Source organism: Streptomyces sp. NPDC056987 (assembly GCF_042673865.1).
In the GTDB taxonomy this organism is placed as follows: domain Bacteria; phylum Actinomycetota; class Actinomycetes; order Streptomycetales; family Streptomycetaceae; genus Streptomyces.
Genome location: NZ_JBHURV010000002.1, coordinates 154,338 through 179,972, shown reverse-complemented (window position 1 = coordinate 179,972; position 25,635 = coordinate 154,338). Strand labels below are relative to the sequence as shown.

The window sequence follows — 25,635 nt, the reverse complement described above, 5'->3', positions numbered from 1 at the left end:
CCGCTGAAGCCGCCCGTCAGGGCCAGCGCGGCGGCCGCCGCGTGCCGGGTGGGACGGTCGGTGAACTCCGCCGCCCGCCGCAGCGCCCCCCTCGCCCACCAGCCCGCACAGGTCGTGGAGGCCGCCCGTTACGGGGTGGATCTCCAGTTGTCCGGCCACACCCACGGCGGCCAACTCTGGCCCTTCACCCATCTCACTGCCCTCGCCAACCCGGACGTCGCCGGGCTGAGCGGCACGGGGACCCCTGCTCTACGTGGCCCGGGGCACCGGCCTCCGGGGGCTGCCGGTCCGGCCGGGCGCCGACCCGGACATCGCCGTCGTGGCACTGGCGTCGCCCCGCGTCCGACCGTGTACGCGACGGCCGGGCGCGGGGCGCCACCGGTGTCTCAGTGGCCGCCGGGCCCGCCCAGCAGCGGCAGGCCCGCTGCGTACCGGCGCAGGAAGCCCGCGGTCGGGGTGTCGGCTTCGGCGACCTGGTCCGGGGTACCCGCGGCCACGACCGCGCCGCCGTCCGGGCCGGCGCCCGGCCCCAGGTCGATCACCCAGTCCGCGGAGGCCGCGACGGGGATGTCGTGCTCGGCGACGACCACGGTGTTGCCCGAGTCGAGCAGCAGGTCGAAGGCGTCCACCATGCGCTGGATGTCGGAGGGGTGCAGACCGGAGACGGGTTCGTCGAGGACGACCAGTCCGGCCTTGCGCCCCGCCGATCCGCGCTGGATCGCCGACGCCAGCTTCAGGCGCTGCGCCTCGCCGCCGGAGAGTTGCGTGGCGTTCTGGCCGAGTTGCAGATAGCCGAGGCCGACCCGGTCCATGGCCTCCAGCGCCTCCGCCAACTGCCGCTGTCCCGTAAGGCGTTCGACGGCCTCGGCGACGGTCAGCTCCAGCACCCCGTCGATGGTCAACCCCTCGTAGGTGATCTCCAGGGCCTCCGGTGTGTAGCGGCGGCCCTCACAGGCGTCGCAGACCACCCACACGTCCGGCAGGAAGTGCATGTCGACCAGCTTGCGGCCGTACCCGGTACAGGTCTCGCAGCGTCCGCCGTTGGCCGTGTTGAAGGAGAACCAGGAGGACTTGACGCCGCGCTTGCGTGCCTCGTCGGTCTCCGAGAACAGCTTGCGGACGATGTCGAACGCCTTGCTGTACGTGGCGGGGTTGGACCGGGGTGTCCGGCCGATCGGCTCCTGGTCGACCACGGCGACCCAGCTGAAGTGCTCACTCCCGGCGACCCGGCGGACGGTTGCGGCCGTCGTTCCGGTCAAAGCCGCCTCCGTCCCGGCAGCGAGCGCGCCGAGCAGGCTGCTCTTGCCGCTGCCGCTGACCCCGGTCAGACAGGTCAGTCGGCCCACGGGGAAGCGGACCAGGTCCGTTGTCACGTTGTGCGCGGACAGCCCGTGCAGCTCCACCCAGCGAGTGCCCTCCCCGACCGGCCGGCGGGTACGGCGCAGCCGCGGTCCCTTCCCGGCGAGGTAGTGGCCGGTGAGCGAGCGGGGGTGCGCGGCGATGTCTGCGGGGGTGCCGGAGACGAGCACCTCGCCGCCCAGCCGTCCGGCGCCCGGTCCCATGTCGATCACCCAGTCGGCGCGGGCGATCAGTTCAGGGTCGTGTTCGACCAGCAGCACGCTGTTCCCGGCGGCGCGCAGTTCCAGCGCAATGTCCAGCAGATGGGCCTTGTCCGCAGGGTGGAGGCCGGTGCCCGGTTCGTCCAGGACGAAGATGATGTCGCTGAGTTCGGTGCTGAGCTGGGCGGCGAGCCGGGTGCGCTGGAGTTCGCCGCCGGACAGGGTGGCCGCGCCGCGCGACAGTTGGAGATGGGCGAGGCCGAGGCGGTCCAGCACGCGGAGTCTTCGGGCGAGGTCCTGGAGGAGGGGTTCGCCGACTGCGCGCCGGCCGGTGCCGAGACCGGAGGTGACCCGGTCGCCCCAGGCGCGTACCTCCCGGACGTCGACCTCCAGCAGTTCGGGATAGGCGAGCCCGCCGAGCCGTACCGACCGGGCGATCGCGTCGTAGCCGGTGCCGTCGCAGGTGGTGCAGGGCATCTTGCGCATGTACGGCAGATAGCGCTCCTTGGCACTGGGAGTCGCCGCATTCGCGAAGACCCTCTCCACCTCGGCGAGCGCTCCGCGCAGCGGCTCGCTGGAGGTGTACGTCCAGGAGGACATCTCGTTCTTGTTCGGTATGTCGACGGTCGCCTCGATCCTCTCGTCACCCGTGCCGTGCAGCACGTCGTGCCGGAAGCCCTCGGGCAGCGACTGCCAGGGCTGTGCGAGGTCCACGCCGCGTTTCTCGGCCAGTGCGGGAATGAAGGCGTGTTCGCCGGAGCGCCACTTCGCGTACCAGGGGGAGGCTCCGTCGAACAGGGGCAACTCCGGTTGTGTGACGACGAGTTCCTCCCGCGCCTGCCAGCGTCCGCCGACGCCGTGGCAGTCGGAGCAGCTTCCCTCCGGAGCGTGCCGGTCGAAGTGGGCGGTACTGAGATGGCCGTCACCGGATATCGCGTCCGGGCCGATGCCGGGCAGCCGGGAGTAGAGCAGTCCGAGGTGGCCGTCGATACCGGTGATGGTGGCGACGGTGGAGCGGGGGTTGCGGTTGAGCCGGCGCTGGTCGACGGCGAGGGTGGCGCCGAGACCGAGGATCCGGTCCACCTTGGGGCGGTTGCGCTGGGTGATGTACTGCCGGACGAACGGCGAGAGCCCTTCCAGATAACGGAGTTGGGCCTCGCTGTGCAGAGTGTCGATCGCCAACGAGGTCTTGCCGCTGCCGCTGACCCCGGTGAAGGCCACCACCCGGCCCTTGGGGATGCTCACGGTGACATCGCGGAGGTTGTTGGTCCGTGCCCCCACCACCTCGATGGTCTCCGAGACGCGCACGCTTTCTGTCATTTCCTCAGTCCTCTCCCGACGGCGGGAAGAGCAACGTACGGGCCCGGAACGCCCGGTAGGGGTTCGGCGTCCTCTTTCCGAGCGCCTCGAAAGCCCCTCCCGGACAAACCGCTGAGGCTACTACGCGACGTCGGCCGCCGATCCGCGGGAGAGCCCTTCGAGCAGGTCCATGGCACGATCCGCCACCTCGTACGGTACGAAGAGATGGTCATGGTGGAATCCGGCCACTACATCGCAGCTGACTCCGGCCCGAGCGAGTTCATGGGCGACGGCGGCGGTCGGGCCCACCGCATCCAGGGCGGAGTGCACCCGCAGGACCAGCCACCAGGCCACGTAGTCGTACCCCGGCCCCGCCGCCTCGGCGTCCTCCTGCCGCAGTACCGGAGTGAGGCCTTCGCGTTCGGCCACCGTGACGACCAGGGTCACTCCGGCGGGATGTCGTCGGCCAGTGGTGAACACGTAGCTCCCCGGATTCATCTCCGGCCGCATGTCGATCAGAAGCCGTCACCAGTCAGTCTCGCCATACACGGGCGACACCCTGTACAGCCGGGCGGACGACGCACCGAGAGCGGCAGACCGGGCTGTCGTTCGATCGACCGGGGAGCGAGTGGTGGTCGCCGGACGGGTGACTCATACGCCGCGGAGTACCCGAAGGCTCGCGTCGGCGACCACTCGCGCGGGCTCCGTGGGGACCCGTGGGAGTGGTAGAAGTCCATCCAACTGGCCTACGGGCTCAACGTCCCAACGAGCTACCGGCATTGGCGGGCAGGCGCCGCAGCCATGTTTCACGCCGACAAGGCGCACCCGAAGGGATCAGGGGGACTGACCTGCGAAGACGCCCCATGCGTTCCCGAAATCAAAGAGGGGCGTTCCTGGGACCCATCGCGACAAGCCGCTGACCTGCGCTTTAGTAATTGTCCGCAAGGCCTACGAAGGCGCGAAGGCGAACGAAGGCCGAAGGCTGCGGGCCGTGGGACTGCGAGCTACGCATCGGGAAGGTCTTCCTTCGCCGCGACGGCCGTCCTGCGGGGGATGACGACGATCCGCTCGTCCGGGGCGACGGTGAGTCCTGGGGGAAGGCGTGTCAGGTAGGAATCGGTGAGGTCGCGGCCCACGACGGCGATGTCACCGTTCTCCAGTTCCCAGACGTCCGGGCAGCCCTGTTCGCCGCCGGTGGTCCCGAGTTCGGCGGGAGATTTCCCCAGGCGGCGCATCAGCGGTGAAGAGGGATCGGCTTCCCAGCCCCGAGTCATCGCGGTCCTCCGATCAAATTTCTCCGAAGGTAACGGAGAACACACCTGGAGTGAGACCGGGTGGCGACTTTCGGCCAGGCGAACGCGGGGCCTCGCCACCCCGCATCGGCCCGACGGTCGGACACCCGCACTCACGAGGTGCTGCGGCCCCCGGCGCACAGCGCGTGGTCGATCAGGGCGCTGGCCGCGTTCTCCTGTTCCAGAATGTTCTCCGGAGTGTCGCCGCGTGCCTCGGACATGGAGACCACGGCGCTCCGACGGCCGTCGCCGGTAACGCCGTTGAGGGTGACGTAGCCGCCGTCCCCGCCCTCGTGGCTCCAGTAGGTTCCTCCGCAGGTCAGTGGGCGTTCGACCAGGCCGAGACCGTATCGGCCGCCGGGCCACAGCTGCTGGACCTCCGCGCTCACGGGGACGGTCCGCTTCATCTCGGCGAGCTGCCGCGGCGGCAGCAGGCGGCCCGCGAGCAGTGCGCGGAAGAGGCGGTTCTCGTCCCGCGTGGTCGTGGTGAACGAGGTCTCGTGGTCCACCGCGACCTGATCGGTGACGTCCACCAGGGAGCCGGGGCCGAAGAGCTGGTACGCCGTGGCGTGCGGCCGGGGCAGGGTGGGGGAGGCGCCGGTCCATCGGGTCCGGTCGAGGCCGAGCGGGCGCAGGACGCGGTCTTCGATCTCCTGGTGGACGGGGTGACCGGTGGCCTTCTCGATGATCATGCCGAGCAGGATGTAGCCGGTGTTGGAGTACGCCCAGCCCCCGCCGGGCGGGAAGTCCGGCGCGTGGGCCATGGCGCGGGCAACCAGCTGCTCGGGGCGGTAGATGTCGTGGCGCTGCTGGTAGTACTCCTCCGGCGTGGTGTATCCGGGCAGGTCGTCGCGGATGCCGCTGGTGTGCTGGAGCAGCTGACGGATGGTGATCCGGCTGCCGTCGTTGCCGTTGTCCCGCACCACTCCGGGCAACCAGTGGTCGACGGTGTCGTCCAGGGACAGCCGGCCCTCGGCGTCCAGTTGGAGGACCACGGTGGCGACCAGCGTCTTGGCCGTGCTGGCCATGCGGAAGTAGCCGTCGGGAGAGACCGGGCGGCCGGTGCGCAGGTCGGCCGTGCCGCTGGTGGCGACCGACTGCCGGCCGTCGGGTGCGACCGCACGGGCCTGCACGCCGCTGACACCGAGGGCGTGGATCGCCTCGGTGTCCCGGCGTAACTGGTCTGCGGCGGAGGAAACCGCGGGCCGGGCCGAGGCGGTGGCCGCGTCGGTGACGAGCAGCACGGCGGTGGCCAGGAGCACGGCGGGGCGCGTGCGCGAAGTCGAAGTCATGACGGAACGCTAGGTCCGCCCCTGGGCGGAGACGATCCGGCGCACCCCAGGACCGAGAGGGGGGTACCCCCCGGCACGGGTCCGACAGCTGCCGAAGGGGCGGAACGGGGCAGCCGTCCCAGCCGCACGATGAACAAGTGGGCTTCAGGCGGACCGCGCACTCACCTCGGCCCAGACCGTTTTGCCGCTCGGTGGGTACGGCTCCGTACCCCAGCGGTCGGCGACGGCTGTGACCAGCAGCAGACCGTGGCCCGACTCGCTGTCCACCGGTGTGTCGAAGCCCCCGACCAGCGCCGGAGGCTGCTCGCCGCGCGCGTCGGTGAGCGAGACGCGGACGGTGCCGGTCACCGCGTGGAACGTGAGGGCCACCTGGAAGTCGCGGCCCTGGACGCGGCCGTGCAGCGCCGCGTTGGCGGCGAGTTCCGCGACGATCAGCTCGACGCGTTCGGTGACGCCCGGTGACACCTGCCAGGTGCGGAGCTGCTCGACGGCGAGCAGTCGGGCGAGCCGGGCGCCGCGGCGGGTGGAGGACAACCGCTGGACGAAAGTGTGTACGGATGCGGGGATTTGGGGCGTAGAGGTACTCATGGGGCAACCGTGGCGGGCGTGCGGGGCCGTGTTCCAGGGGTGAGGTCCGTACGGTGGGTCACCGTACGGGCACATTCGGTAGACGGTACGTCCGTCCGGCGGTCACCATGGGTGAGTCGATCGTGAGGAACGGCGCACGTACGCACCTGGAGGTGGCCGCGGATGACCGACGGTACGGAGAGCGCGGGTGGCGATGGCTCGACCGCCTGCGAGGTGGAGCGGGAGCCCGATCCCTCGGACAGTCTGCGGACCTTCGGGGCCGTCGTCCAGGCCCTGCGTGAGCACGCGGGGTACAGCAGGGCCGACTTCGGGGGCCTGGTCCGGTTCTCCAAGCACACGGTGGAGTCGGTGGAGTTGGGGCGCCGGATGCCGGACGAGTCGTTCGTGGAGCTGGCGGAGGAGGTGTTGGGGAACACGGGGGCGCTGCGGAAGTCGGCGAAGTTTCTCACGCGGGGGGAGGCGGGGCTGGCGGCGTGGTTCCGGCGGTGGGCCCGGCTGGAGAAGGTGGCGGTGAGCCTGTGCACGTACGAGTGCCGGCTGGTGCCGGGGTTGTTGCAGTCGGCGGGGTACGCGCGGGCCGTGTTCGACAACAGTATTCCGCCGCTGTCGGACGAGCAGGTGGAGGCCCAGTTCGCTGCTCGACTGGAGCGGCAGAAGCTGTTACGCGAGAGGCCGAACGTTCCGTTCAGCTTCATCGTGGAGGAGCACATCTTCCGGCGGCGGCTCGGCGGAGCAGAGGTGACTCGGGGCTTGCTCGACCACGTGCTGACGCTCACCGCCCCGCGCAACGTGACGCTCCAGATCATGCCGATGGACGCCGAGTTCCACGCGTGCCTGGATGGCCCCTTGCAGCTTCTGGAAACGCCAGAGTGTCGACGGCTTGCGTACGCGGAAGGGCAGCAGAACGGACGCCTGATCAGCGACGTGAAAGAGGCGAGCCGCCTCTACCAGTGCTATGACACACTGCGCTCGCAGGCCCTCAACCCCAAAGACTCGCGGGGTCTGCTGGAGCGACTCCGAGGAGAGCTATGAGCACGACGGAACTCGCCTGGTTCAAGTCCAGTTACAGCGGCACGCAGGGCGATAGCTGCGTAGAGGTCGCCGTCACCGAACAGGCCATCCGTGTTCGGGATTCCAAGGATGTGGAGCGCCCTCACTTCGCGGTCGGCCGTGACGGCTGGACGTCGTTCGTACGGTACGCCGCGCGCGGCTGAGCCCTTCGGGCGGGCCCGGGCAGGCCATAGGATCGCGAGGTGAACGGAGGACCGCGTACGACGACGAGGGACATCGCACGGGCTGCCGTGCGGTCGGAGCTGGCGCAGGTGGCCTACGGCCTGATCCGGCGCGAGGGCTTCGAGCAGGTGACCGTCAGCGACCTGGCTGCGGCGGCAGGTGTGTCCCGCAGTACCTTCCTGCGGTACTTCGGTACCAAGGAGGACGCCGTACTCGGCGCCGTCGAGGCGCAGGGCCGGCAGCTCGCCGACGCTCTGCGCGCCCGCCCCTCCGGCGAGGGCGACTGGACGGCGCTGCGGCGTTCGCTGGACGTTCTCATGGAGTCCTACCGGCGGGACCCGGCCGAGGCGCTCGCCACGGCCCGTCTCATCATGGGGACCCCGGCCCTGTGTTCACGGCAGCGGGAGAAGCAGCACCGCTGGCGTCCGCTTCTGGTGCGGGCCCTGGTCGAGCGGACGGACCCGCCACGGCCTGTCGCGGTGGCTCTGTCGGTCAAGGCCGGTGCGGCGCTGGAGTGTCTGGACATCGCCCTGGACCACTGGATCGGGTCCGACGGCCACCTGGACCTCGTCGGCCTCCTGGATGAGGCCTTCGCCGCTCTCGCGCCTCGGTAGGGGTCGGTGCGCGGAAGGGAAGGGCTCTAGGGCTCTGCGCGGGTGGGGGCGGGGCGTACGGGGAGGTCGCGGGCGCCGAGGCGCAGGTGCTCGATGTGGTAGACCGCCTCGTCGAGGAGTTGCGCCACGTGGTTGTCGTACAGGCTGTAGACGATGCGCCTGCCCTGGCGGACGCCGGTGACCAGGCTCAGCGCGCGCAGGAGGCGCAGTTGGTGGGAGACGGCCGACTGCTCCATGGCGACGGCTTCGGCGAGCTCGGTGACCCCGCAGGGGTTCTGCCGCAGGCGCGTCAGGATCATCAGGCGGGACGGGGTGGCCAGGGCCTGGAGGGTGGCGGCGATGGTGGCGGCGGACTCCGCGTCGAGGTGTTCCGTGCGCGTGGCGCGTTCCTCGGCTCCGTGTCCCATGCGCCCATCGTATAGACCGGCTCGTATGGACCGGTCGGTGGTGGTCCTACGATGAGTGCATGGCAACGAGCCCGCGAGTAGCAGGTGCGCACCCTGTGCAAGAAGCAGGGGAGGCGCGGGATCCGGGGGAAGCGGCCGCCGATGACCGGCTGGAGGTCGCGGCCTCGGTGCTGGCGCTGCTCGCGGACCGTACGCGGCTGGCCCTGCTGGCGCGGCTGGGGCAGGGGGAGGCCGATGTCACCACCCTTACGGAGGCGTGCGGCGCGGCCCGGCCCTCCGTCAGCCAGCACCTGGCCAAGCTCCGGCTCGCCGGTCTGGTGACCGCCCGCAAGGACGGCCGCCGCGTCGTCTACTCCCTGCGCCACGGTCATCTGCGCCGCCTCGTCGACGAGGCGCTGAGCGTCGCCGACCATCAGATCGGTGCTCTGCCCGCCCACGACTGAGGGAGGCGTGCAGGGGTGTTGAGGTGTCGTGTGTAGGGCCGTTCCGGATCCAACATGTGCTCAGGTATGCACATGTTGGGTATGATGGCTGAGGTCTCCTGCCGTCGATCCGGGACGGGGCCGATGCTGTCCGTGCTGCGCAACCGCACCTACCGCCACCTGTTCGCCGCCCAGGTCGTCGCCCTGGTCGGCACCGGTCTGGCCACCGTGGCGCTCGGCCTGCTCGCGTACGACAGGGCGGGTGACCGCGCGTCCGCCGTGCTGGGCACCGCGCTGGCGATCAAGATGGTCGCCTACGTCGCCGTCGCGCCGCTCGCCGGAGCCCTCGCCGCCCGGGTTTCCCGCCGCTCCCTGATGGTGGGCGCCGACCTCACGCGCGCGGGTGTCGCGCTGGCGCTGCCCTTCGTCGGGCAGATCTGGCAGATCTACGTCCTGGTCTTCCTGCTGCAGGCGGCGTCCGCCGTGTTCACGCCGACCTTCCAGGCGGTCATCCCCGAGGTGCTGCCCGCCGAACGTGACTACACGCGGGCCCTGTCGCTCTCCCGGCTCGCCTACGACCTGGAGAGCCTGTTCAGCCCGGCGCTCGCCGCCGGGCTGCTCGTCCTGGTCTCCTCGGGGCGGCTGTTCGTCGGCACCGCGATCGGCTTTCTCGCCTCCGCCGTTCTGGTGGTCTCCGTCGCTCTGCCCGGGCGTTCGGGTGCCGTGCGCGGCAAGGGCGGCGTTCGCGGGGACGTGCTCCTCGGGATGCGGTTGTTCCGGGCCGCGCCCGGGCTGCGGGCGCTGCTCGCGCTCGATCTCGCGGTCGCGGCGAGCGGTGCGATCGTCTTCGTCAACACCGTCGTCCTCGTACGCGACCACTTCCACCGGCCCGCGGGTGACCTGTCGCTCGCCCTCGGCGCGTACGGCGCGGGCTCCGTGCTGACCGCCCTGCTCCTGCCCCGGCTGCTGCGGCGGGCCGGTGACCGCGCGGTGATGCTGCCCGCGGCCCTCGCCCTGCCCGTGATCCTCGCCGGTGTCGCCGCGCTCGGGGCCGCCGCGCCCACCGCCGGGAGCTGGGTCGGGGTCCTGGCGGCCTGGGCGGCGATCGGCGCCGCCTGTTCCGCCGTCCTCACCCCCGGCGGGATGGTGATCCGGCGTTCCGTCACGGACGCGGAGCTGCCCGCCGCCTTCGCCGCCCAGTTCTCCCTCTCCCACGGCTGCTGGCTGCTCACCTATCCCCTCGCGGGCCGGCTCGGCGCGAGCGCGGGGCTGCCGGTCACCGCCCTGGTCCTCGGCGGTGTCGCGCTGGCCGCCGCCCTCGCCGCGGCCGTCCTGTGGTCCGCCCGCGCATCCGTACCCGTAGCCGTATCCGTAGGGGAATCGCCGCCCGCGCCCACGCCTGTGCGGCATAAATGAAGAGGTGTTCATTCTTTCCTGTACGGTGAGCCGGTCAGCCCGTGCCGCCGTCCACCGAAGGAACCCGTATGTCCGCCACCCTCGCCGAGCGCCCCACCCCGGCTCAGGACCCAGCCGGCCGCGGCGGGGCCGCGCCCCGTCGCCGCACGCGGGTCCTCGCCCTGCCCGAGGCCCGCTGGGCCGCCGCGGCGCTGGTGCTCTTCCTGCTCGCGCTCCCGCTGCAACTGACCGGCGCCCCCGCCTGGAGCTGGGGCCCGCTGTACGCGGCGGCCTACGTGACCGGCGGCTGGGAGCCGGCCTGGGCGGGGCTGCTGGCGCTGAAGGAGAAGACCCTCGACGTCGACCTGCTGATGATCGTCGCGGCGATCGGCGCGGCCTCCATCGGGCAGGTCATGGACGGCGCGCTGCTCATCGTCATCTTCGCCACGTCCGGCGCGCTGGAGGCGCTGGCCACCGCGCGCACCGCCGACTCCGTACGCGGACTGCTCGACCTCGCCCCCGCCACCGCGACCCGGCTGGACGGCGACGGTGTGGAACGTACGGTCGCCACCGAGGACCTGGCGGTCGGCGACACCATCCTCATCCGCCCCGGTGAGCGCGTCGGGGCCGACGGCCGGGTGGCCGACGGGGCGAGCGAGGTCGACCAGGCCACCATCACCGGCGAGCCCCTGCCCGTACCGAAGGAGGCCGGGGACGAGGTCTTCGCCGGGACCCTCAACGGGACCGGCGCCCTGCGGGTCACCGTCGAGCGTGACGCGTCCGACTCGGTGATCGCCCGGATCGTGGCGATGGTCGAGGAGGCGTCCGAGACCAAGGCCCCGACCCAGCTCTTCATCGAGAAGGTCGAGCAGCGCTACTCGGTCGGCATCGTCGTCGCCACCCTCGCCGTCTTCGCGATCCCCCTCGGCTTCGGCGCGAACCTGACCGACTCCCTGCTGCGGGCGATGACCTTCATGATCGTCGCCTCGCCGTGCGCCGTCGTGCTGGCCACCATGCCGCCGCTGCTCTCCGCCATCGCCAACGCCGGGCGCCACGGTGTGCTGGTCAAGTCCGCCGTCGTCATGGAACGCCTCGGCCAGGTCGACGCGGTGGCCCTGGACAAGACCGGCACCCTCACCGAAGGCACCCCCCGCGTCACCGACGTGCGCCCCCTGCCCGGCGCCGGGCTCTCCGAGGACGCGCTGCTGGGCCTGGCGGCGGCGGCCGAGCACCCCAGCGAGCACCCGCTGGCCCGCGCGATCGTCGGCGCCGCCCGCGAACGTGGCCTGCACCTCGCGGACGCACGGGACTTCACCTCCGCGCCGGGCATCGGGGTGACCGCCGTCGTCGACGGCCGTACGGTCGCGGTCGGCGCCCCGTCCCGGCTCCTGGCGGACCCGGTGGAGGAGGTGGAGGCCGTGGACGCGGAAGTGGCCGACGCGGCCGATGCCGTCGTCGCGGAGCTGGAGGACGGTGGTCGTACCGCGGTCCTCGTCCGGTGCGACGGCCGTCCCGTCGGGGTGCTGGGCATCGCGGACCGGCTGCGCCCCGGCGCCGCCGCCACGGTCGCCGCCCTCACCACCCTGACCGGCACCGCGCCGGCGCTGCTGACCGGCGACAACCCGCGCGCCGCGGCCCGCCTCGCCGACGAGGTCGGCATCACCGACGTACGCGCCGGGCTGCTGCCCCAGGACAAGGTCGCCGCCGTGCGCGAGCGGGAGGCGGCGGGGCGGCGGGTGCTCGTGGTCGGCGACGGGGTCAACGACGCCCCCGCCCTGGCCGCCGCCCACACCGGCGTCGCCATGGGGCGGGCCGGCTCCGACCTCGCGCTGGAGACCGCCGACGCCGTCATCGTCCGGGACGAACTCGCCACCGTGCCCGCCGTCGTGGCGCTCTCCCGCGCGGCCCGCCGCCTCGTGATCCAGAACCTGGTCATCGCGGGCGTGTTCATCTCCGGCCTGGTCGTCTGGGACCTGGTCGGCCATCTGCCGCTGCCCCTCGGCGTCCTCGGGCACGAGGGGTCCACCGTCATCGTCGGCCTCAACGGCCTGCGCCTGCTGCGCGAGGCCGCCTGGCGCCGGGCGGCCGACGTGACGTGAGGTGACGTGAGGTGAGGGTGACGGAGCCTCCGAGGCGTACGCCCCCGAGGCTCCGGGGCGTACGCCTCAGGCGTGCCTACGCGTCAGATGCGTACGCCCCACATGAACGGCATGCCGCTGCGCGCGATCGACTCGTAGCGGACCTGCGCCCCGGGCTTCGGCGAGTGGAGGATCTGGCCGTTGCCCGCGTAGAAGCCGACATGGCTCAGGTCGGTGCGCATGATGATGAGGTCGCCGGGCCTGAGGTCCCCGAGGGAGTTGATCCGGGTCCCCGCGTTGGCCTGGTCCTGCGAGGTGCGGGGGAGCGAGACGCCGGCCTGCTTGAAGGCCCACGAGGTCAGGCCGGAGCAGTCGAAGGACCCCGGCCCGCTGGCTCCCCACACGTACGGCATGCCGACCCGGCTCTTGGCGGCGGCGAACGCCGCGGCGCCGCGCGAGGAGGCGCTGGCCTCGTTGCCGAGGTCCGCGCGGGCGCTGTCGCGGTTGGCGCGGTCCTCCTCCTGGGTGATCTTGGCCCGCTCCTTGGCGCTGAGCGTGTTGAGGAGCTGCTGGGCCTTGGCCAGCTTGCCCTGGATCTCCGTCTTCTTGCGCCCCAACTCGGCCCGGGTGTCGCGCAGTTCCGTGAGCTTCGTGGCGGCCTGCGTGCGCTGCTGCTGCACTTCGCGCTGCTGGACCTGGAACTTCTGGAGGTCGCTCACATCGCGGGCGCCGAGCTGGTCCGCGAGGGTCGCCTGGTCCAGATAGGCGTCCGGGTCGGAGGAGAGCAGGAGCTGCATGGAGGGGGCCAGGCCGCCGCTGCGGTACTGGTCGGCGGCGATGCCGCCGATGCGGTTCCGCAGCTCGTTGAGGGCCTCCTGCTTGCGGGCGGCGGTGTCCTGGAGGACCTCGACCTCCTTCTGGAGGGTGCCCGCCTTCTCCTTCGCGCCGCTGTACTTCTCGGTCGCCTGCGTGGCCTCCTCGTAGAGGCGGTCGACCTGCGCCTTGACGCCCTTCTTGTTCGGGTCCGGGAGGGGATCTGCCGAGGCGGACTGCGCCGACAGGGCGACCGCGGCCGTGGCGGTGACCGTGAGCATCGTTCCGTAGGCATTGCGCTGCGGCTTGGGACGGCGGTGGGTCGCCACGATGAGGCAGCTCCTTCTCTCTCTGACTCCGATCCGACTCGGCCGTCGGAATACTAAGCAGATTAGCTCTACTGTTCCAAGGGGGAGTGGAGTGGCCGCCGTTGACGCCCATGCTCGGCTCGATTCCGTACGAATTCGGACGGCGACGGTGGCCGGGAACCGGCTGTGCTGCTAAGCGGATTGGCGTCACGCGCCATGAACGCCGGTCCGGCCCCGGAGACTACGATGAACGCCGGGGAGCGAGGGGACGAGGGACAAGGGGAGCGGCCGTGCGACAACTGGGCGAGCTGGAGGCGGAGATCATGCACCGCCTGTGGGCCTGGGGCCGGCCGGCGACCGCGCGCGACGTGCTGACCGACCTCAACAAGAAGCGGCCCCTCGCCTACAGCACGGTCAAGACCGTGGCCGACATCCTCTACCGCAAGGGCATGCTCCGGCGCGAGAAGGAGGGCCGGGCCTGGGTGTACGAACCCACCGGCACGCGCCAGCAGTACACGGCGGCCCTGATGCAGGACGCCCTCGGCGGCAACCCGGATCCGGCCGGCGCCCTCGTCAGCTTCGTGGAGCAGATCACCCCGGAGGAGGCCGACGCGCTGCGGGCGGCCCTGCGCACGGCGAAGCGGCGGAGCGGGACATGATCGCGGCCGTGGCGCTGACCGGATACGCGGTTCTGGTGGGCGCCGTGGCGCCGTACGGTCTGGCGAGGGCGCGCTGGGCGCACCGCGCCCCGGCCGTCGCCGTGCTGGCCTGGCAGGGGCTGATGGTGACCTTCGTGGTCTCCGTCGCGCTGGCCGCGTACCACCTCGTGCTGACCGAGGAGCATGTGCACCAGGGCCTCGTCGGACTGCTCAGCATCTGCGGCGTGGCGGCGGACGTCCCGGCCGCGGCTCCCTCCGGTGCCCCGCGCGGCCCGGAGGCAGGACCCGCCGGCGGCACGGAGGCCCCGGCCGCGGACGCCGTGACGCTGCTGGTCCCGGCGGCGGTCGTGCTGCTTCCGCTGGGCTGGCTGCTGCGCACGGTGTGGCGCTCGCGCCGGGCCCGGCAGCGGCGGCTCGATCTGCTGGCCCTCGTCGGCAGCCCGGCTCCCGAGTACGGCGCCACCGTCGTGGACCACGACGTACCGGCCGTCTACTGCCTGCCAGGACGCCGCCCGCGCGTGGTCGTCACGCGCGGCGCGCTGGAGGTCCTCTCGGACGCGCAGCTCCGCGCGGTCCTCGCCCACGAGCAGGCCCATCTCGCGGGCCGCCACCACCTCCTCCACATGGTGGCCGACGCGTTCGCCCGGGCCTTTCCCGGTCTGCCGCTCGCCCGGCGGGCCGGGGAACAGACCGCGCTGCTGCTGGAGATGATCGCGGACGACCGTGCGCTGCGCCGCCACCCGCGGGAGACGCTGGCCGCCGCGATGTGCGAGGTCGCGGCGGGCCGGGCGCCGCGGCCCGCGCTGGGCGCGGGTGGTCCCGGCACGCTGATCCGGGTACGCCGGGTCCTCGCCCCGCAGCCGAGGCCGCACCGCGCGGCCTGGCTCGCCATCGTGGCGGCGTCGGTCGCGGCGCCGGTCTTCCCGCTCCTGCTCACCTGCGGGCCGACTCTCTGACCGCCGGCGGTTCGGGGCCGCCCTCCGGTGAACGGCCGGGGCCCCGCGTCCGTACCCGCTGGGACCGGGCCTCGCGGCACACGACGAGCGGAAGACGTGGTCACCGCGTGGAGAAGCACGAGCACCCGTACGGGCAGACGTACGGGTACGAGCGGGCGTACGGGTACGCCGCGGCCGCCCCGCCGGGCCGCCGACGCCCGGCCGCGGCGCGCCCCGGGGCCGGGACGCGGCCGACGCGCCCCGGGGCGGGGACGCGGCTGGTGCGGGCCGGTGTCTTCACGGTGGCCGGTACCGGGCTCGCGGTGGTGGGGCACCATGTCGCCTCCGGCGAACCGCTCTCCTGGGGCGGGCTGTTGGGCGCCGCCGCGGCGGTGTTCGCCCTTGCTCTGCCGTGGGCGGGGCCGCGCCGCTCGCTGCCGGGCGTGCTGGCGGCGACGTTCGCGGCCCAGCTGGTCGCGCACGAGATCCTGGCCGCCGCCGCGCGTACGGCCGCCGTGACGGGTGGAGCCGCCGGGCCCGCCGGGGCGTCGGAGGCGGCCGGGCAGCTGGCGGGCATGCGCCACGGGCTGGGGCATCCGGCCGCCGCCGCGAGCGGCCACGGCCTGTCCGTCGGGGACGGGACGATGCTCCTCGCGCATGTGCTGGCGGCCGTCGCGGTGGCCGTGCTGCTGTACGCCACGGACGCCCGGCTGTCGGCGCTCCCGGAACTCCCCGCACTCCCCGCCGTACTCGGCCGGCTGGCGGGCGCGCTCCGCGCGGCGCTGGCCCGCTGTCTGCGGCGTGGCCGGTGCCGCCCGGCCCTGTCGCGGGCCGGGCCCCGTCGCTCTCCCGCGCGCTTCGACACGGCGCCGGGGACCCCGGCGGACGCCCTGCTCGCCCATGTCCTCGTCCGCAGAGGGCCTCCCGGACCACTGGTGTGTGCGACGACCGCCCAGTGATCCGACCGGCGGGACCCGTGGACCGGGTGCCCGCCGCAGAGCAAGAGACGAGACCAGCCATGACCGCTTTCCGCCTGCCTTCCCGCTTGCCCTCCCATCTGCCGTCCCCGCCCCCCGCGCCGTCCCGTGTGCGGCGCTCCGGGCTGTCCGGAGCGGGTGCCGTCCTCCTCGCCGCGTCCGCCGTGGTGCTGGCCACCGCCACCACCGCCGCGGCCCATGCCGAGGTGACCGCGTCCGACCCGCGCGCCCTCGCCCGGGACGTCACGCTGGAGTTCACCTCCGAGGCGGAGTCCGCGGAGGCGGGCATCGCCAAGCTCCGGGTGGTGCTGCCCGAGGGCATCCCCGTCGACGCGGTGAGCCTCAAGAGCGCCCCGAAGGGCTGGAAGTTCACCCGTACCGAGGACGGTTACGACCTGGCCGGTACGGCCCTGGCCACGGGCACCGACGCCGAACACAGCGTCACCGTCAAGCAGTTGCCCGATGCGAAGACGCTGGCGTTCAAGACGATCGAGACCTACGGCGACGGCGAGGTCTCGCGGTGGATCGAGCTGCCCCGGGCAGGCGAGGAGAAGCCCGACAACATCGCCCCGATCCTCGAACTGAAGCCCGCCGCCGAGGGGGCCACCCCGATCGACCAGGGCGCCGGCCCCAGCGCCAGCCCCAGCCCCAGCGTGACGGCCTCCGCTCCCTCCCCCACCGCCACCCCGGCGGAGGACGGGGCCGATGACGGGGCCGCGGCCGCGGACGGGAACGGGACCGAAGGGGCCGAGGCCGCCGCCGATGACGGCGACAACGCCGCCAACCTGACCGGACTCCTCGTCGGCCTCGTCGCCGCGGTCGTGGTCCTCGGCATCGGGGCCCTGCTCTGGCTCAAGCGGCGCGGCCGGCCCGGAACGGAGTAAACGGAGTAAGAAGTCGGTTTACCCGGCCAGCCGGGCTTCGATCAGCTCCCTGAAGGCTTCGTAGGAGCCCGGCGTGGCCACCTTGATCCCACCGACGAAGAAGGTGGGGGTGCCCTGCACGCCCAGGCCCAGGCCGTCCTGCTGGTCGGCCCGGACCCGGGCGGCGGTCTCGGGGGAGTCGAGCGCCGCGTCGAACTTGGCCATGTCCAGGCCGAGTTCACCGGCGTAACCGCGGAAGGTCTCCTCCTTGGAGTCCTGCGCCTCGCCCCACGCGGCCTGCGTGGCGAAGAGTTTGCGGTACATCGGCTCGAACTTCCCCTGCCGGGCCGCTGCTTCGGCGGTACGCGCGGCCAGCTCGCCGTTGCGGTGGCCCGGCATCGGGAAGTAGCGGGCGACGAAGGTGACCCGGTCGCCGTACTCCTCCCGGAGCCTCTCCACGACGGGGTACGCGGCTCCGCACCCCTCGCACTCGAAGTCGAGGAACTCCACCACGGTCAGCTCGCTGCGCTCGGGCCGGGTGAGCCGGTGGCTGTCCGCGCGGACCGACTGGGCCTGCGCGGCGGGCCGGGCGTCGACCGCGCCGGTCCGGGTGGGGTCGTCGGGGCGGAAGGCGAGGAACGAGCCCAGGGCGGCGGCGAAGGCGGCCACGATGACCAGGGCGATGTAGACATGCTTCTTCACGGGAACCTCGTAACACTCGTAACAGGGGTGGGCGTCATGACGGGGGCCGCCGCGCGTCCCGTGCGTGGAGCGCGGCGAGGTAGGCGTTGTACTCGGTCAGCGGGTCCTTGCCGTCCCCGCGGTCGATGGTCCGGTCGACGCGCCGCGCCTCGCGGGCGTCGGAGCGCACCCACTGCACGGCGAGGATGATCGTGGTGATGAGGACGGGGATGTCCCCGGTCGCCCAGGCGATGGCCCCGGCGTTGTACTGGTCGTCCGCCAACGACGGGCCCCAGGTGCGGCCGAGCGCCGTCCACCACTCCGCGCCGACGAGGTCGGCCGAGCTCATCAGCGAGATGCTGAACCAGGAGTGGAACGGCATCGCCAGCATCAGCACGAACAGCTTCGCCAGGTACGGGGGCCTGCGCGGCCCCGGATCGATGCCGATGATCACCCAGAAGAAGAGCAGCCCGGTGGCGAGGAAATGCGCCTGCATCGCGAGATGCCCGAGGTGGCTGCGCATCAGGACGGCGAACAGCGGCGTGTAGTAGACGGCGAAGGCGCTGCCGATGAAGAGCACGCCCGCCACGGCGGGATGGGAGACGACGCGCAGACAGCGGCTGTGCAGCAGGGAGAGCAGCACCTCCCGCACTCCGCGCCGCTCGCCCCTCCCCGCCGCGGGCAGGGCGCGCAGCGCCAGGGTGACCGGGGCGCCGAGCACGAGCAGGATCGGCACGGTCATCGCCAGGACCATGTGCTGACCCATATGCACGCTGAACAGAACTTTGCCGTACGTGGCCAGCCCGCCCATGGTCGTGAAGACGGTCACCGCGAGCCCCAGCAGCCAGGAGACCGTCCGCCCGGCCGGCCAGGCGTCGCCGCGCCGGCGCAGCCGCTGTACGCCCGCCAGGTAGGCCAGCGCCAGGGCCGCGCACCCGAACGCGAACACGACGTCGAACCGCCAGGCGGTGAAGAGCGGGGTCCACGGGAAGCCGCCGAGCGGCGCGGGCATGCCGTACCCGAGCAGTTCCCGCACGGCGGAGTACGGTGCGTCCCCGCTGCCGCCGCCGGGCGCGGGGGTACGGGAGAGCCCCACGGCGAGGCCCGTCGCGGCGGCCATCAGCAGGAGTTCACCGGCGGCCAGCCGGACGAAGGGGCCGGCGCCGCCCGCGTCGAGCCGGCCGAGGGTGCGGCGTCGGTGCAGCCACCCGCACCAGCCGAGCGCGGCGAGGGCGACCGCCTTGGCCAGGACCAGCACCCCGTACGGGTCGGTGAGGAGAGCGCCGGGGGAGGGCAGCCGTACCGCCGCGCCGAGCAGCCCGCTCGCGCCCACCGTCAGCAGGGCCCAGCCGGCCAGGACGCTGAAGCGCCGGGCCGCGACGGCCGCGGCGGGGTCGCGCCGTACCGCCACCACGAGGACGGAGAGCAGGCCGCCGGCCCACAGCGCGGCGCCGGCCAGGTGCAGGGCCAGGGCGGCGACCGCCGTGTCGTGGTCGGGCGCCGCCGAGGAGTGACCGGTGAACGCGGGCGGCAGCAGCGCCCCCACGGCGGCCACCAGGGCCCACCACGCGCCGCGCGCCGTACCGGTCCCGGGGACGAGCGCGGCGAGCGTGGCGCCCGCGACCACCACGGCGGCGTAGGCGCGCCCCCGTGCGTCGGTCGCGATGAAGTCCGCCAGCGGGCCGGGGGCGAGGGCCTCGGCGACCGGCAGGGCGGCCAGGTCGGAGAAGGTGAACACCAGCGTGACGGCCGCCGCGACGGCCCACACCGCGGCGGCGACCGCGGCCCACGGGAGGTATCGGCGCCGGGCGGCGGAGAGCCGGAGCTCACGGCCGGGCAGCAGCACCGCGATCAGCAGGAGCATGCCCACGGTGGCGACGGCCGCCGCGTCCAGCACGGTCCTGGCCACGGGGAGCCCGTACGCGGTCACCCTCCCGGCATCCGGAATCCCGGCTACCGGCGGCGCGATGCCGCCGCCGAACCGGAGCGCGGCCGTGGCGACGGTCACCGCCACGGCGACACCGGCGCCGAGCAGCGCGGGCAGCCGTATCCGTATCCGCCCTACCCGTACCCCTGCCTCTGCCTCTGCTGGCGCGTGATCAGTGTTCACGGCGGGCCCGCCTTCGCCGCGCGAGCCGCGTCCAGGCCCAGCCGGACCCGACGACGGCCACCGCGCCGACGGCACCGACCAGCGTGTCCCGGCCCGAGGAACCCCCGGCCGGGGCGGCGGCCTCCGTCGCCGGAGCCCCCGGCGCAGAAGTTTCGGCCACCGGAGTCTCCGCCACCGGAGTCCCAGTCGCCGGAGGTCCCGTCACGGTGAAGGAGAGCACCCCCGAGACGGGGTGGCCGTCGGCGGAGACCACGCGGTAGCCGATCCGGTAGCGGCCGGGAGGGGACGAGGGCGCCGGACGGACCGCGACATCCTCGCCGTCCACCTCGGGCTCGCCGGCGAGGGCCGCGCCCCGGGGGCCGGTGAGCGAGACCTTGGCGTACTTCCGGGACATCGGGTCGCTGAAGGTCAGCCGTACGCGCTCGGGGAGCGAGGCGACCGAGGAGCCCTCGGCCGGGGTGGCGCCGGTCAGTTCGGTGTGGGCGGCGGCGGGCGTGGCGCCCGTCCAGAGCAGGGCGGCCACCGCGGGCAGCACGGCGCCGCGTGCCACCGTACGGGCGGCACGCCGGTTCATCACAGGCATGGGGAAGGAGCTTTCTGTCCACCGGCGGGCGGCACGGCTCGCCGGGACGGGACGGCCGTCGCCCGCTCGTACGGCCTGGCCGGCCCGCCCGTCAGGGCAGGGCGGGACCGCCGAGGAGCATCGGCCCGGAAAGGGGGAGAACGGCAGGCCGCCGACGGGGCGGCGCGCGCCCCGAGTTCCGCCGGATGATCAGCGCGGGCCGCGGCGCGGCGGTGGTGTCACGGTGGCCGACGGCCGGTCCGTGGCGCTCTCCGGGCACCGACGGCCAGACGAACAGCAGCAGTTGCCACGCGGTGGCCATCAGGGACTCGCCGCGCCACAGCAACGCCTCGGTTACACCCAGCAGCCGCGCGGCGATCACCACGGTCACGAGGTGCCCCGTGAGCATGACCCAGGGCGGGGGCCCGGCGGCGGCCGCGTGTTCCACGGCGCCGGAGAGCCCGCCGCCCGAGGGCGCCGGAGCGCCCGGGGCGGGAGCGCCCGGGGCGGGAGCGATCCCGCACGCCCCGGGCAGGGAGTACGCGGCGTGATAGGCCACCTGCGCGGCGGCCAGCGCGCTCAGCAGCTGGGCATCGGAGAGCCGTCTCCGGGTGAGGCCGACCGCGCCGAGCACGGCGACCGCGGCGACGGCCCCGTCCACGCACCACTGGGGCGCGTGCCCCTGCGCCAGCAGGTGCCCGGCCAGCGGCAGCAGCACGCAGGCGGCCGCGAGCAGGGCCGCCCGGACAGCCCGCGGCACCCCGGAGGCCGGGAGACCGGGGCGGGCCGGAAGGGCGGGACGCATGGCGGCGTGGCTCTCGATCGTCAGCAGCGGGCGGCGGTAGCAGCGGGCAGCGGTAGCGGCGGGCGGCGGTGAAGCTCGGTGCCGGTGTGCTTCGCAGCGTACCCACCGCCCCGCGCGGGGCTCCGGGCCGGTCCCACCTCCCCCGGAACAGGGCACGCAACGCCCCTCGCGTGTGAGGTGTGTCACGTCAGGGTTATGTCAGGTGACTGGCCGGGGGCCGTCAGTCCGCTCCCCTTCCATGGGTGTCCAGTCGAGCTCTTCACCCTCCCGGATCTCGACCCCCCACAGACACGGAGGAGTTGCCATGACCGAGACCCTGACCTGCCCCGCGGGTGGCGCGCAGCCGCTGCCGCAGTACCCGATGGAGCGCGCCGCGCAGTGCCCGCTGGCCCCGGCTCCGACCGCGCAGAAGCTGCGCGCGGAGAAGCCGATCACGAAGGTACGGATCTGGAACGGCGGCACGCCCTGGCTGATCACCCGCCACGCCGACCAGCGGGCCCTGCTCACCGACCCCCGCGTCAGCGACGACGACCTCGACCCGGGTTTCCCCTACGTGAACGCGCACCGGGCCGAGATCGCGCCGCTGTCGCCGCGGATGATCACGAACACGGACGCGCCGGAACACACCCGGCTGCGGCGGACCGTCAACGGCCCGTTCGTGATCAAGCGGATCGAGAAGATGCGGGAGCCGATCCAGAAGATCGTCGACGATCTGATCGACGAGATGCTGGCCGGACCGAGCGAGGCGGACCTGCTCAAGACGTTCGCGCTGCCGGTGCCGTCCCTCGTGATCGCCGAGCTGCTCGGGGTGCCGTACAAGGACCACGACTTCTTCCAGTCCAGCAGCAGCACGGTGCTGGACAGCACGGTGCCGCCGGCGAAGGCGCGCGAGGTCAGCGGCGCGCTGGCGGCGTACCTGGACAAGCTGCTCGAAGAGAAGATGGCGGCCCCCGGCAGCGACGTGCTCTCGGAGATGGGCGGGCGCGTCAAGACCGGTGAGATGAGCCGGGTCGAGGCCGTCAACATGGGCGTCGCCATGCTGATCGCCGGCCACGAGACCACCGCCACGATGATCAGCCTGGGCACCCTGGCGCTGCTGCAACACCCCGACCAGCTCGCCCTGCTGCGCGACACCGACGACCCGAAGGTGATCGCGAACGCGGTCGACGAGGTGCTCCGCTACCTGTCGATCGTGCAGACCGGGGTGCGGCGCGTCGCCAAGGAGGACATCGAGATCGGCGGTGTCGTCATCAAGGCGGGCGACGGGATGATCTTCGACCTGCACGCGGCGAACTGGGACCCGGAGGCGTTCCCCGAGGCCGAGCGCCTGGACCTGACCCGTCCGGCGCGCCAGCACCAGGCGTTCGGGTACGGGCCGCACCAGTGCCTCGGACAGAACCTGGCCCGTCTGGAGCTCCAGGTCGTGTACGGCACGCTCTACCGCCGGATCCCGACGCTGCGTCTGGACGCGGAGATCACGGAGCTGGAGTTCGACCACACCGGGACGACGTACGGCGTGCACAGCCTGCCCGTCACCTGGTGACGTCCCACGTCCCTCTCGGCACCGCCGCTCCCACTCCCATTCCCACTTCCACCCACACCCCCTACCCCCACGAACAAACAGAGGTGAACGATCATGCGCGTAGAACTGGACGAGCCGAAGTGTGTCGCATCGGGCCAGTGCGTGATGGCCTCCCCCGAGGTCTTCGACCAGCGGGAGGACGACGGCGTCGCGATCCTGCTGGAGGAGCACCCTGACGACGCGCTCCTCGACGGCGTGCGCGAAGCCGTGGCGATCTGCCCGGCCGCCGCCATCCGGCTGGTGGAGCGGTGAAACGGATCGTGGTCGTGGGTGCCTCGGCCGCCGGGCTCGCGGCGGCCGAGACCCTGCGCAGGGAGGGGTACGACGGGGCCCTCACCCTGGTCGGGGCGGAGCCGCACGCTCCGTACGACCGGCCGCCGCTCTCCAAGCAGATCCTCGCCGGGGAGTGGAGCCCCGAGCGCCTGCCGCTGCGCCCGTACGCCGATCTCGAAGCCCTCGGCCTCGATCTGCGGCTGGGCCTGGCGGCGACCGGGCTGGATCCGGCGCACCGTACGGTGCGGCTGGCCGACGGGACGCGGCTGCGGTACGACGGGCTGATCGTGGCCACCGGCGTACGGCCCCGGCGGCTGCCCGGCGCGGGCGCGCACGTGCTGCGCACCCTCGACGACGCCCTCGCGCTGCGGGACCGGCTCGGCCCGGGGCGGCATCTGGCCGTGGTGGGCGCCGGGTTCCTCGGGGCGGAGGCCGCCGCCGTGGCCCGTGGGCTCGGCGCGCGGGTCACCCTGCTCGAACCCGCCCCGGTGCCGCTGGCCCACGCGGTCGGCGAGCGGGTCGGCCGCGTCCTGTCCGGGGCCCACCTCGACCACGGCGTGGACCTGCGCACCGGTGTCGCGGTGCGGGAGATCACCGGGGACGGTGTGCTCCTCGCCGACGGCGGCCTGGTCGCGGCGGACGAGGTCCTGGTCGCCGTCGGGTCGCTGCCCAACACCGACTGGCTGGCGGCGAGCGGGCTGACCATCGGCGACGGGCTGGTGTGCGACGCGTACTGCGAGGCCGCCCCCGGTGTCTACGGGGCGGGCGACGTGGCCCGCTGGCACAACCCGCTGTTCGGAGTCGACATGCGGATCGAGCACCGTACGCACGCGGCCGAGCAGGGCATGGCCGCCGCCCGGAACCTGCTCCGCCCGGACGCGCGCAAGCCGTTCGCGCCGGTCCCGTACTTCTGGTCGGACCAGTACGACATGAAGATCCAGGCGTACGGACACCTGCGCGGCCACGAGGAGGTCGCCGTCGTGGCCGGGGACCTGGCGGAGCGCCGGTTCGTGGCCGCGTACCGCACCGGGGACCGGGTGACCGGGGCCCTCGCGGTCGGGATGCCGCCCAAGGAGCTCCGTCGGTGGCGCCAGGCCGTCGCGGCGGGCGCCTCCTGGGACGGGACCGTGCCGGACGGGGCGGCCGTGCCGGCCGAGGCCGCCTGACCGCCCGTCCACAGCTCAACACCCGACACCCAAGAAGAAAGGGGCCGTTCATGCAGGACACGCAGGACCGTACGCACGACGACACGCGGGACGTGGTGGTGGTCACCGGGGCGGGCGGCATGGGATCGGCCGTCGCGCGGCGGCTCGGCAGCGGGCGGACGCTGATCCTCGCCGACGCCTCGCGGGACCGGCTCGACCGGGCCGTCGACGCGCTGAGCGCCGAGGGGTACGCCGTACGGGGTGTGCCGACCGATGTGGCCGACCGCGCCTCCGTCGAGGAACTGGCGCGGACGGCCGCGGGCGAGGGCCGGCTGACCGCCGTCGTGCACACGGCGGGGGTCGCCGCCGCCACCTCGTCGGCGCGGAAGATCTTCGATGTCGACCTGCTCGGCACGGTCCATGTGATCGACGCGTTCGAGCGGGTGGCCGTCCGCGGCACCTCGCTGGTCTGCGTCTCCAGCATGGCGGGCCACTACGCCTCGCTGAGCCGCGAGGACGAGGCCGCCCTCGCGACGGCCCCGGCGGAGGAACTGCTCGCACTGGGCGCGGTCACCGCCGTGGGGGAGGACGCGACGGCCGCGTACATCGTGGCCAAGCGGGCCAACCACGTACGGGTGGAGGCCGCGGCGCTCGCCTGGAACCTGCGCGGCGCCCGGATCAACACGGTCAGCCCGGGGGTCATCTCCACCGCGATGTCGAAGGCGGAGGTCGACTCGGATCCGGAGGGGCACATGCTCCGCATGGTCGAGGCGTGCGGCGCGGGCCGTACCGGCACGCCCGGGGAGATCGCCGACGCCGTGGCCTTCCTGGCCGGGCCGGAGTCGCTCTACATCACCGGCACCGACCTGCTCGTCGACGGCGGGCAGGCCGGCTGGATCCGCTGGCACATGCGGCGCTGAGGAGCCGCCGGTCACTTCTCGGCCGCTCAGTCCTCCGAGAGGGCCGCGCGGGTGCCGCCCGGGGCGACGCGGGCGGTCGTGGCGGCCAGTTCCCTGACCCGGTCGGCGCCGACCGGGACCCCAGGGGACTCGAAGAACCAGCGCCGTTGCGCCTCCTCGTCCATCCCCTGGGGCCGCGCTCGCATGTACGGCCGTACGTAGCCGGAGGTGCCGGGCTCGCTGCGCCAGCTCTCGGCGAGCGTGCCGATGTCCACCGCGTCGTAGCCGATCAGGTCCAGCAGCCCCGCCACCCGCGCCTTCGCGTCCGCGTCGTCACCGGCGAGGGGCAGGGCGCTGCGGTCGGCGGCTCCGGCGGGCCGGGCACTGGTGACCAGGCGGCGGAAGTCGATGTTGTTGAACGCCTTGACCACGCGCGAGCCGGTCAGGTGCCGCTGCACCATCTCGCTGGAGGTCAGTTCGGCAGCGTCCAGCTCGGCGATGCGGTCGTCGCGCTCCGGGTAGTAGTTCATCGTGTCGATGACGATCCTGCCCGCCAGATCCGCCGCGGAGAGCCGCGCGTAGGCGTGCAGCGGGATGGTCGCCACCACGAGGTCGCCCGCCCGGGCGGCCTCGGCGGGCGTGGCCGCCCGGGCGTGCCCGCCGAGTTCGGTGACGAGTTCCGTGAGGGTCTCGGGGCCGCGCGAATTGCTCAGTACGACATCCAGTCCGGCCGCGACGGCGAGGCGGGCCAGTCCGCCGCCGATCATGCCGGTGCCGATGAGCCCGAGTGTGCGGAGCGGGGGCCGGATCTGGTTCTCGGACACGATGTCGCATCTCCGTTTCC

At 73.2% G+C, this 25,635-nt stretch carries 26 protein-coding genes; 14 read left to right on the top strand and 12 right to left on the bottom strand.

Going from position 1 to position 25,635, the window contains the following annotated elements:
* Positions 1–386: 386 nt before the first annotated feature.
* The 5 genes from ACFTZC_RS03175 to ACFTZC_RS03155 form a co-directional block, all read right to left on the bottom strand.
* Positions 387–2,879: an excinuclease ABC subunit UvrA gene (locus tag ACFTZC_RS03175; protein WP_382886322.1), complete on the bottom strand. Its 2,493-nt coding sequence runs from the start codon at positions 2,877–2,879 to the stop codon at positions 387–389.
* 120 nt (positions 2,880–2,999) lie between these two features.
* A complete protein-coding gene (locus ACFTZC_RS03170) occupies positions 3,000–3,368 on the bottom strand; it encodes an ACT domain-containing protein (protein ID WP_382886320.1) in 369 nt (122 codons plus the stop codon).
* Between the two features lie 494 nt (positions 3,369–3,862).
* Complete coding sequence (locus ACFTZC_RS03165) at positions 3,863–4,132, bottom strand: hypothetical protein (RefSeq protein WP_382886318.1); 270 nt, start codon at positions 4,130–4,132, stop codon at positions 3,863–3,865.
* Positions 4,133–4,263: 131 nt separating this feature from the next.
* Positions 4,264–5,442 (bottom strand): serine hydrolase domain-containing protein, encoded by a 1,179-nt coding sequence (locus tag ACFTZC_RS03160; RefSeq protein ID WP_382886316.1) that lies wholly within the window; start codon positions 5,440–5,442, stop codon positions 4,264–4,266.
* 144 nt (positions 5,443–5,586) lie between these two features.
* On the bottom strand, positions 5,587–6,030 hold the full coding sequence (locus ACFTZC_RS03155; protein WP_382886314.1) for an ATP-binding protein: 444 nt from the start codon (positions 6,028–6,030) through the stop codon (positions 5,587–5,589).
* A gap of 162 nt (positions 6,031–6,192) precedes the next feature.
* Here ACFTZC_RS03155 and ACFTZC_RS03150 point away from each other — a divergent pair, with 162 nt between their 5' ends.
* The 3 genes from ACFTZC_RS03150 to ACFTZC_RS03140 are packed head-to-tail and all read left to right on the top strand — an operon-like array spanning position 6,193 to position 7,877.
* Positions 6,193–7,062: a Scr1 family TA system antitoxin-like transcriptional regulator gene (locus tag ACFTZC_RS03150; protein WP_382886312.1), complete on the top strand. Its 870-nt coding sequence runs from the start codon at positions 6,193–6,195 to the stop codon at positions 7,060–7,062.
* Entirely contained in the window at positions 7,059–7,244 is a 186-nt protein-coding gene (locus ACFTZC_RS03145) for a DUF397 domain-containing protein (RefSeq protein ID WP_382886310.1), read from the top strand. Before ACFTZC_RS03150 ends, ACFTZC_RS03145 begins: the two co-directional genes overlap by 4 nt.
* Positions 7,245–7,283: 39 nt before the next feature.
* Complete coding sequence (locus ACFTZC_RS03140) at positions 7,284–7,877, top strand: TetR/AcrR family transcriptional regulator (RefSeq protein ID WP_382886308.1); 594 nt, start codon at positions 7,284–7,286, stop codon at positions 7,875–7,877.
* Between the two features lie 26 nt (positions 7,878–7,903).
* Here ACFTZC_RS03140 and ACFTZC_RS03135 read toward each other — a convergent pair whose 3' ends face one another.
* The gene (locus tag ACFTZC_RS03135; RefSeq protein WP_382886306.1) at positions 7,904–8,284 is read right to left on the bottom strand and encodes an ArsR/SmtB family transcription factor; all 381 of its coding nucleotides are present in this window, start codon (positions 8,282–8,284) and stop codon (positions 7,904–7,906) included.
* Between the two features lie 59 nt (positions 8,285–8,343).
* On the opposite strand from ACFTZC_RS03135, the gene ACFTZC_RS03130 reads away from it, so the two are divergent.
* The 3 genes from ACFTZC_RS03130 to ACFTZC_RS03120 all read left to right on the top strand — a co-directional run bounded on the left by ACFTZC_RS03130 (position 8,344) and on the right by ACFTZC_RS03120 (position 12,200).
* Positions 8,344–8,727: an ArsR/SmtB family transcription factor gene (locus ACFTZC_RS03130; protein WP_382886304.1), complete on the top strand. Its 384-nt coding sequence runs from the start codon at positions 8,344–8,346 to the stop codon at positions 8,725–8,727.
* 123 nt (positions 8,728–8,850) lie between these two features.
* Positions 8,851–10,122 (top strand): MFS transporter, encoded by a 1,272-nt coding sequence (locus ACFTZC_RS03125; protein WP_382886721.1) that lies wholly within the window; start codon positions 8,851–8,853, stop codon positions 10,120–10,122.
* Positions 10,123–10,190: 68 nt separating this feature from the next.
* The gene (locus ACFTZC_RS03120; protein WP_382886303.1) at positions 10,191–12,200 is read left to right on the top strand and encodes a heavy metal translocating P-type ATPase; all 2,010 of its coding nucleotides are present in this window, start codon (positions 10,191–10,193) and stop codon (positions 12,198–12,200) included.
* An 83-nt stretch (positions 12,201–12,283) separates the two neighbouring features.
* Here the strand turns inward: ACFTZC_RS03120 and ACFTZC_RS03115 are convergent, their stop codons facing one another.
* The gene (locus ACFTZC_RS03115; RefSeq protein WP_382886302.1) at positions 12,284–13,321 is read right to left on the bottom strand and encodes an NlpC/P60 family protein; all 1,038 of its coding nucleotides are present in this window, start codon (positions 13,319–13,321) and stop codon (positions 12,284–12,286) included.
* Positions 13,322–13,590: 269 nt separating this feature from the next.
* Between ACFTZC_RS03115 and ACFTZC_RS03110 the strand changes: the two genes are divergently transcribed.
* The 4 genes from ACFTZC_RS03110 to ACFTZC_RS03095 all read left to right on the top strand — a co-directional run bounded on the left by ACFTZC_RS03110 (position 13,591) and on the right by ACFTZC_RS03095 (position 16,755).
* Positions 13,591–13,959 carry a BlaI/MecI/CopY family transcriptional regulator gene (locus ACFTZC_RS03110; protein ID WP_365813906.1) on the top strand — a complete coding sequence of 123 codons (369 nt, stop codon included), beginning with the start codon at positions 13,591–13,593 and terminating at the stop codon, positions 13,957–13,959.
* Positions 13,956–14,915: a M56 family metallopeptidase gene (locus tag ACFTZC_RS03105; protein WP_382886300.1), complete on the top strand. Its 960-nt coding sequence runs from the start codon at positions 13,956–13,958 to the stop codon at positions 14,913–14,915. The genes ACFTZC_RS03110 and ACFTZC_RS03105 overlap by 4 nt, the downstream gene beginning before the upstream one ends.
* A 107-nt stretch (positions 14,916–15,022) precedes the next feature.
* Positions 15,023–15,853: a hypothetical protein gene (locus tag ACFTZC_RS03100; protein WP_382886298.1), complete on the top strand. Its 831-nt coding sequence runs from the start codon at positions 15,023–15,025 to the stop codon at positions 15,851–15,853.
* Positions 15,854–15,912: 59 nt separating this feature from the next.
* Positions 15,913–16,755, top strand: a complete 843-nt coding sequence (locus ACFTZC_RS03095) for a DUF1775 domain-containing protein (RefSeq protein WP_382886296.1) — start codon at positions 15,913–15,915, stop codon at positions 16,753–16,755.
* An 18-nt stretch (positions 16,756–16,773) separates the two neighbouring features.
* Here the strand turns inward: ACFTZC_RS03095 and ACFTZC_RS03090 are convergent, their stop codons facing one another.
* From ACFTZC_RS03090 to ACFTZC_RS03075, 4 genes are all read right to left on the bottom strand, one after another.
* Entirely contained in the window at positions 16,774–17,436 is a 663-nt protein-coding gene (locus ACFTZC_RS03090) for a DsbA family protein (protein WP_382886294.1), read from the bottom strand.
* A 34-nt stretch (positions 17,437–17,470) separates the two neighbouring features.
* On the bottom strand, positions 17,471–19,525 hold the full coding sequence (locus ACFTZC_RS03085) for a cytochrome c oxidase assembly protein (RefSeq protein WP_382886293.1): 2,055 nt from the start codon (positions 19,523–19,525) through the stop codon (positions 17,471–17,473).
* The gene (locus tag ACFTZC_RS03080) at positions 19,515–20,108 is read right to left on the bottom strand and encodes a copper resistance protein CopC (protein ID WP_382886291.1); all 594 of its coding nucleotides are present in this window, start codon (positions 20,106–20,108) and stop codon (positions 19,515–19,517) included. Before ACFTZC_RS03080 ends, ACFTZC_RS03085 begins: the two co-directional genes overlap by 11 nt.
* Positions 20,109–20,199: 91 nt before the next feature.
* A complete protein-coding gene (locus ACFTZC_RS03075; RefSeq protein WP_382886289.1) occupies positions 20,200–20,892 on the bottom strand; it encodes a hypothetical protein in 693 nt (230 codons plus the stop codon).
* 304 nt (positions 20,893–21,196) lie between these two features.
* Between ACFTZC_RS03075 and ACFTZC_RS03070 the strand changes: the two genes are divergently transcribed.
* The 4 genes from ACFTZC_RS03070 to ACFTZC_RS03055 all read left to right on the top strand — a co-directional run bounded on the left by ACFTZC_RS03070 (position 21,197) and on the right by ACFTZC_RS03055 (position 24,812).
* Positions 21,197–22,435: a cytochrome P450 gene (locus tag ACFTZC_RS03070; RefSeq protein WP_382886287.1), complete on the top strand. Its 1,239-nt coding sequence runs from the start codon at positions 21,197–21,199 to the stop codon at positions 22,433–22,435.
* Positions 22,436–22,528: 93 nt separating this feature from the next.
* On the top strand, positions 22,529–22,726 hold the full coding sequence (locus ACFTZC_RS03065; protein WP_365813916.1) for a ferredoxin: 198 nt from the start codon (positions 22,529–22,531) through the stop codon (positions 22,724–22,726).
* Positions 22,723–23,913, top strand: a complete 1,191-nt coding sequence (locus ACFTZC_RS03060; protein WP_382886285.1) for an NAD(P)/FAD-dependent oxidoreductase — start codon at positions 22,723–22,725, stop codon at positions 23,911–23,913. Before ACFTZC_RS03065 ends, ACFTZC_RS03060 begins: the two co-directional genes overlap by 4 nt.
* Positions 23,914–23,963: 50 nt before the next feature.
* Positions 23,964–24,812 (top strand): SDR family oxidoreductase, encoded by an 849-nt coding sequence (locus ACFTZC_RS03055; protein WP_382886284.1) that lies wholly within the window; start codon positions 23,964–23,966, stop codon positions 24,810–24,812.
* A 26-nt stretch (positions 24,813–24,838) separates the two neighbouring features.
* Here the strand turns inward: ACFTZC_RS03055 and ACFTZC_RS03050 are convergent, their stop codons facing one another.
* Positions 24,839–25,615, bottom strand: coding sequence for an NADPH-dependent F420 reductase (locus ACFTZC_RS03050; RefSeq protein WP_382886282.1), 777 nt, complete (start codon positions 25,613–25,615; stop codon positions 24,839–24,841).
* Positions 25,616–25,635 lie beyond the last annotated feature (20 nt).

What these genes read in the sequence shown, in the direction of transcription:
- ACFTZC_RS03175 (WP_382886322.1), bottom strand. Translation starts at nt 2,879, where the DNA reads ATGACAGAAAGCGTGCGCGTCTCGGAGACCATCGAGGTGGTGGGGGCA.
- ACFTZC_RS03170 (WP_382886320.1), bottom strand. Translation starts at nt 3,368, where the DNA reads ATGCGGCCGGAGATGAATCCGGGGAGCTACGTGTTCACCACTGGCCGA.
- ACFTZC_RS03165 (WP_382886318.1), bottom strand. Translation starts at nt 4,132, where the DNA reads ATGACTCGGGGCTGGGAAGCCGATCCCTCTTCACCGCTGATGCGCCGC.
- ACFTZC_RS03160 (WP_382886316.1), bottom strand. Translation starts at nt 5,442, where the DNA reads ATGACTTCGACTTCGCGCACGCGCCCCGCCGTGCTCCTGGCCACCGCC.
- ACFTZC_RS03155 (WP_382886314.1), bottom strand. Translation starts at nt 6,030, where the DNA reads ATGAGTACCTCTACGCCCCAAATCCCCGCATCCGTACACACTTTCGTC.
- ACFTZC_RS03150 (WP_382886312.1), top strand. Translation starts at nt 6,193, where the DNA reads ATGACCGACGGTACGGAGAGCGCGGGTGGCGATGGCTCGACCGCCTGC.
- ACFTZC_RS03145 (WP_382886310.1), top strand. Translation starts at nt 7,059, where the DNA reads ATGAGCACGACGGAACTCGCCTGGTTCAAGTCCAGTTACAGCGGCACG.
- ACFTZC_RS03135 (WP_382886306.1), bottom strand. Translation starts at nt 8,284, where the DNA reads ATGGGACACGGAGCCGAGGAACGCGCCACGCGCACGGAACACCTCGAC.
- ACFTZC_RS03130 (WP_382886304.1), top strand. Translation starts at nt 8,344, where the DNA reads ATGGCAACGAGCCCGCGAGTAGCAGGTGCGCACCCTGTGCAAGAAGCA.
- ACFTZC_RS03125 (WP_382886721.1), top strand. Translation starts at nt 8,851, where the DNA reads ATGCTGTCCGTGCTGCGCAACCGCACCTACCGCCACCTGTTCGCCGCC.
- ACFTZC_RS03120 (WP_382886303.1), top strand. Translation starts at nt 10,191, where the DNA reads ATGTCCGCCACCCTCGCCGAGCGCCCCACCCCGGCTCAGGACCCAGCC.
- ACFTZC_RS03105 (WP_382886300.1), top strand. Translation starts at nt 13,956, where the DNA reads ATGATCGCGGCCGTGGCGCTGACCGGATACGCGGTTCTGGTGGGCGCC.
- ACFTZC_RS03095 (WP_382886296.1), top strand. Translation starts at nt 15,913, where the DNA reads ATGACCGCTTTCCGCCTGCCTTCCCGCTTGCCCTCCCATCTGCCGTCC.
- ACFTZC_RS03080 (WP_382886291.1), bottom strand. Translation starts at nt 20,108, where the DNA reads ATGCCTGTGATGAACCGGCGTGCCGCCCGTACGGTGGCACGCGGCGCC.
- ACFTZC_RS03075 (WP_382886289.1), bottom strand. Translation starts at nt 20,892, where the DNA reads ATGCGTCCCGCCCTTCCGGCCCGCCCCGGTCTCCCGGCCTCCGGGGTG.
- ACFTZC_RS03070 (WP_382886287.1), top strand. Translation starts at nt 21,197, where the DNA reads ATGACCGAGACCCTGACCTGCCCCGCGGGTGGCGCGCAGCCGCTGCCG.
- ACFTZC_RS03065 (WP_365813916.1), top strand. Translation starts at nt 22,529, where the DNA reads ATGCGCGTAGAACTGGACGAGCCGAAGTGTGTCGCATCGGGCCAGTGC.
- ACFTZC_RS03055 (WP_382886284.1), top strand. Translation starts at nt 23,964, where the DNA reads ATGCAGGACACGCAGGACCGTACGCACGACGACACGCGGGACGTGGTG.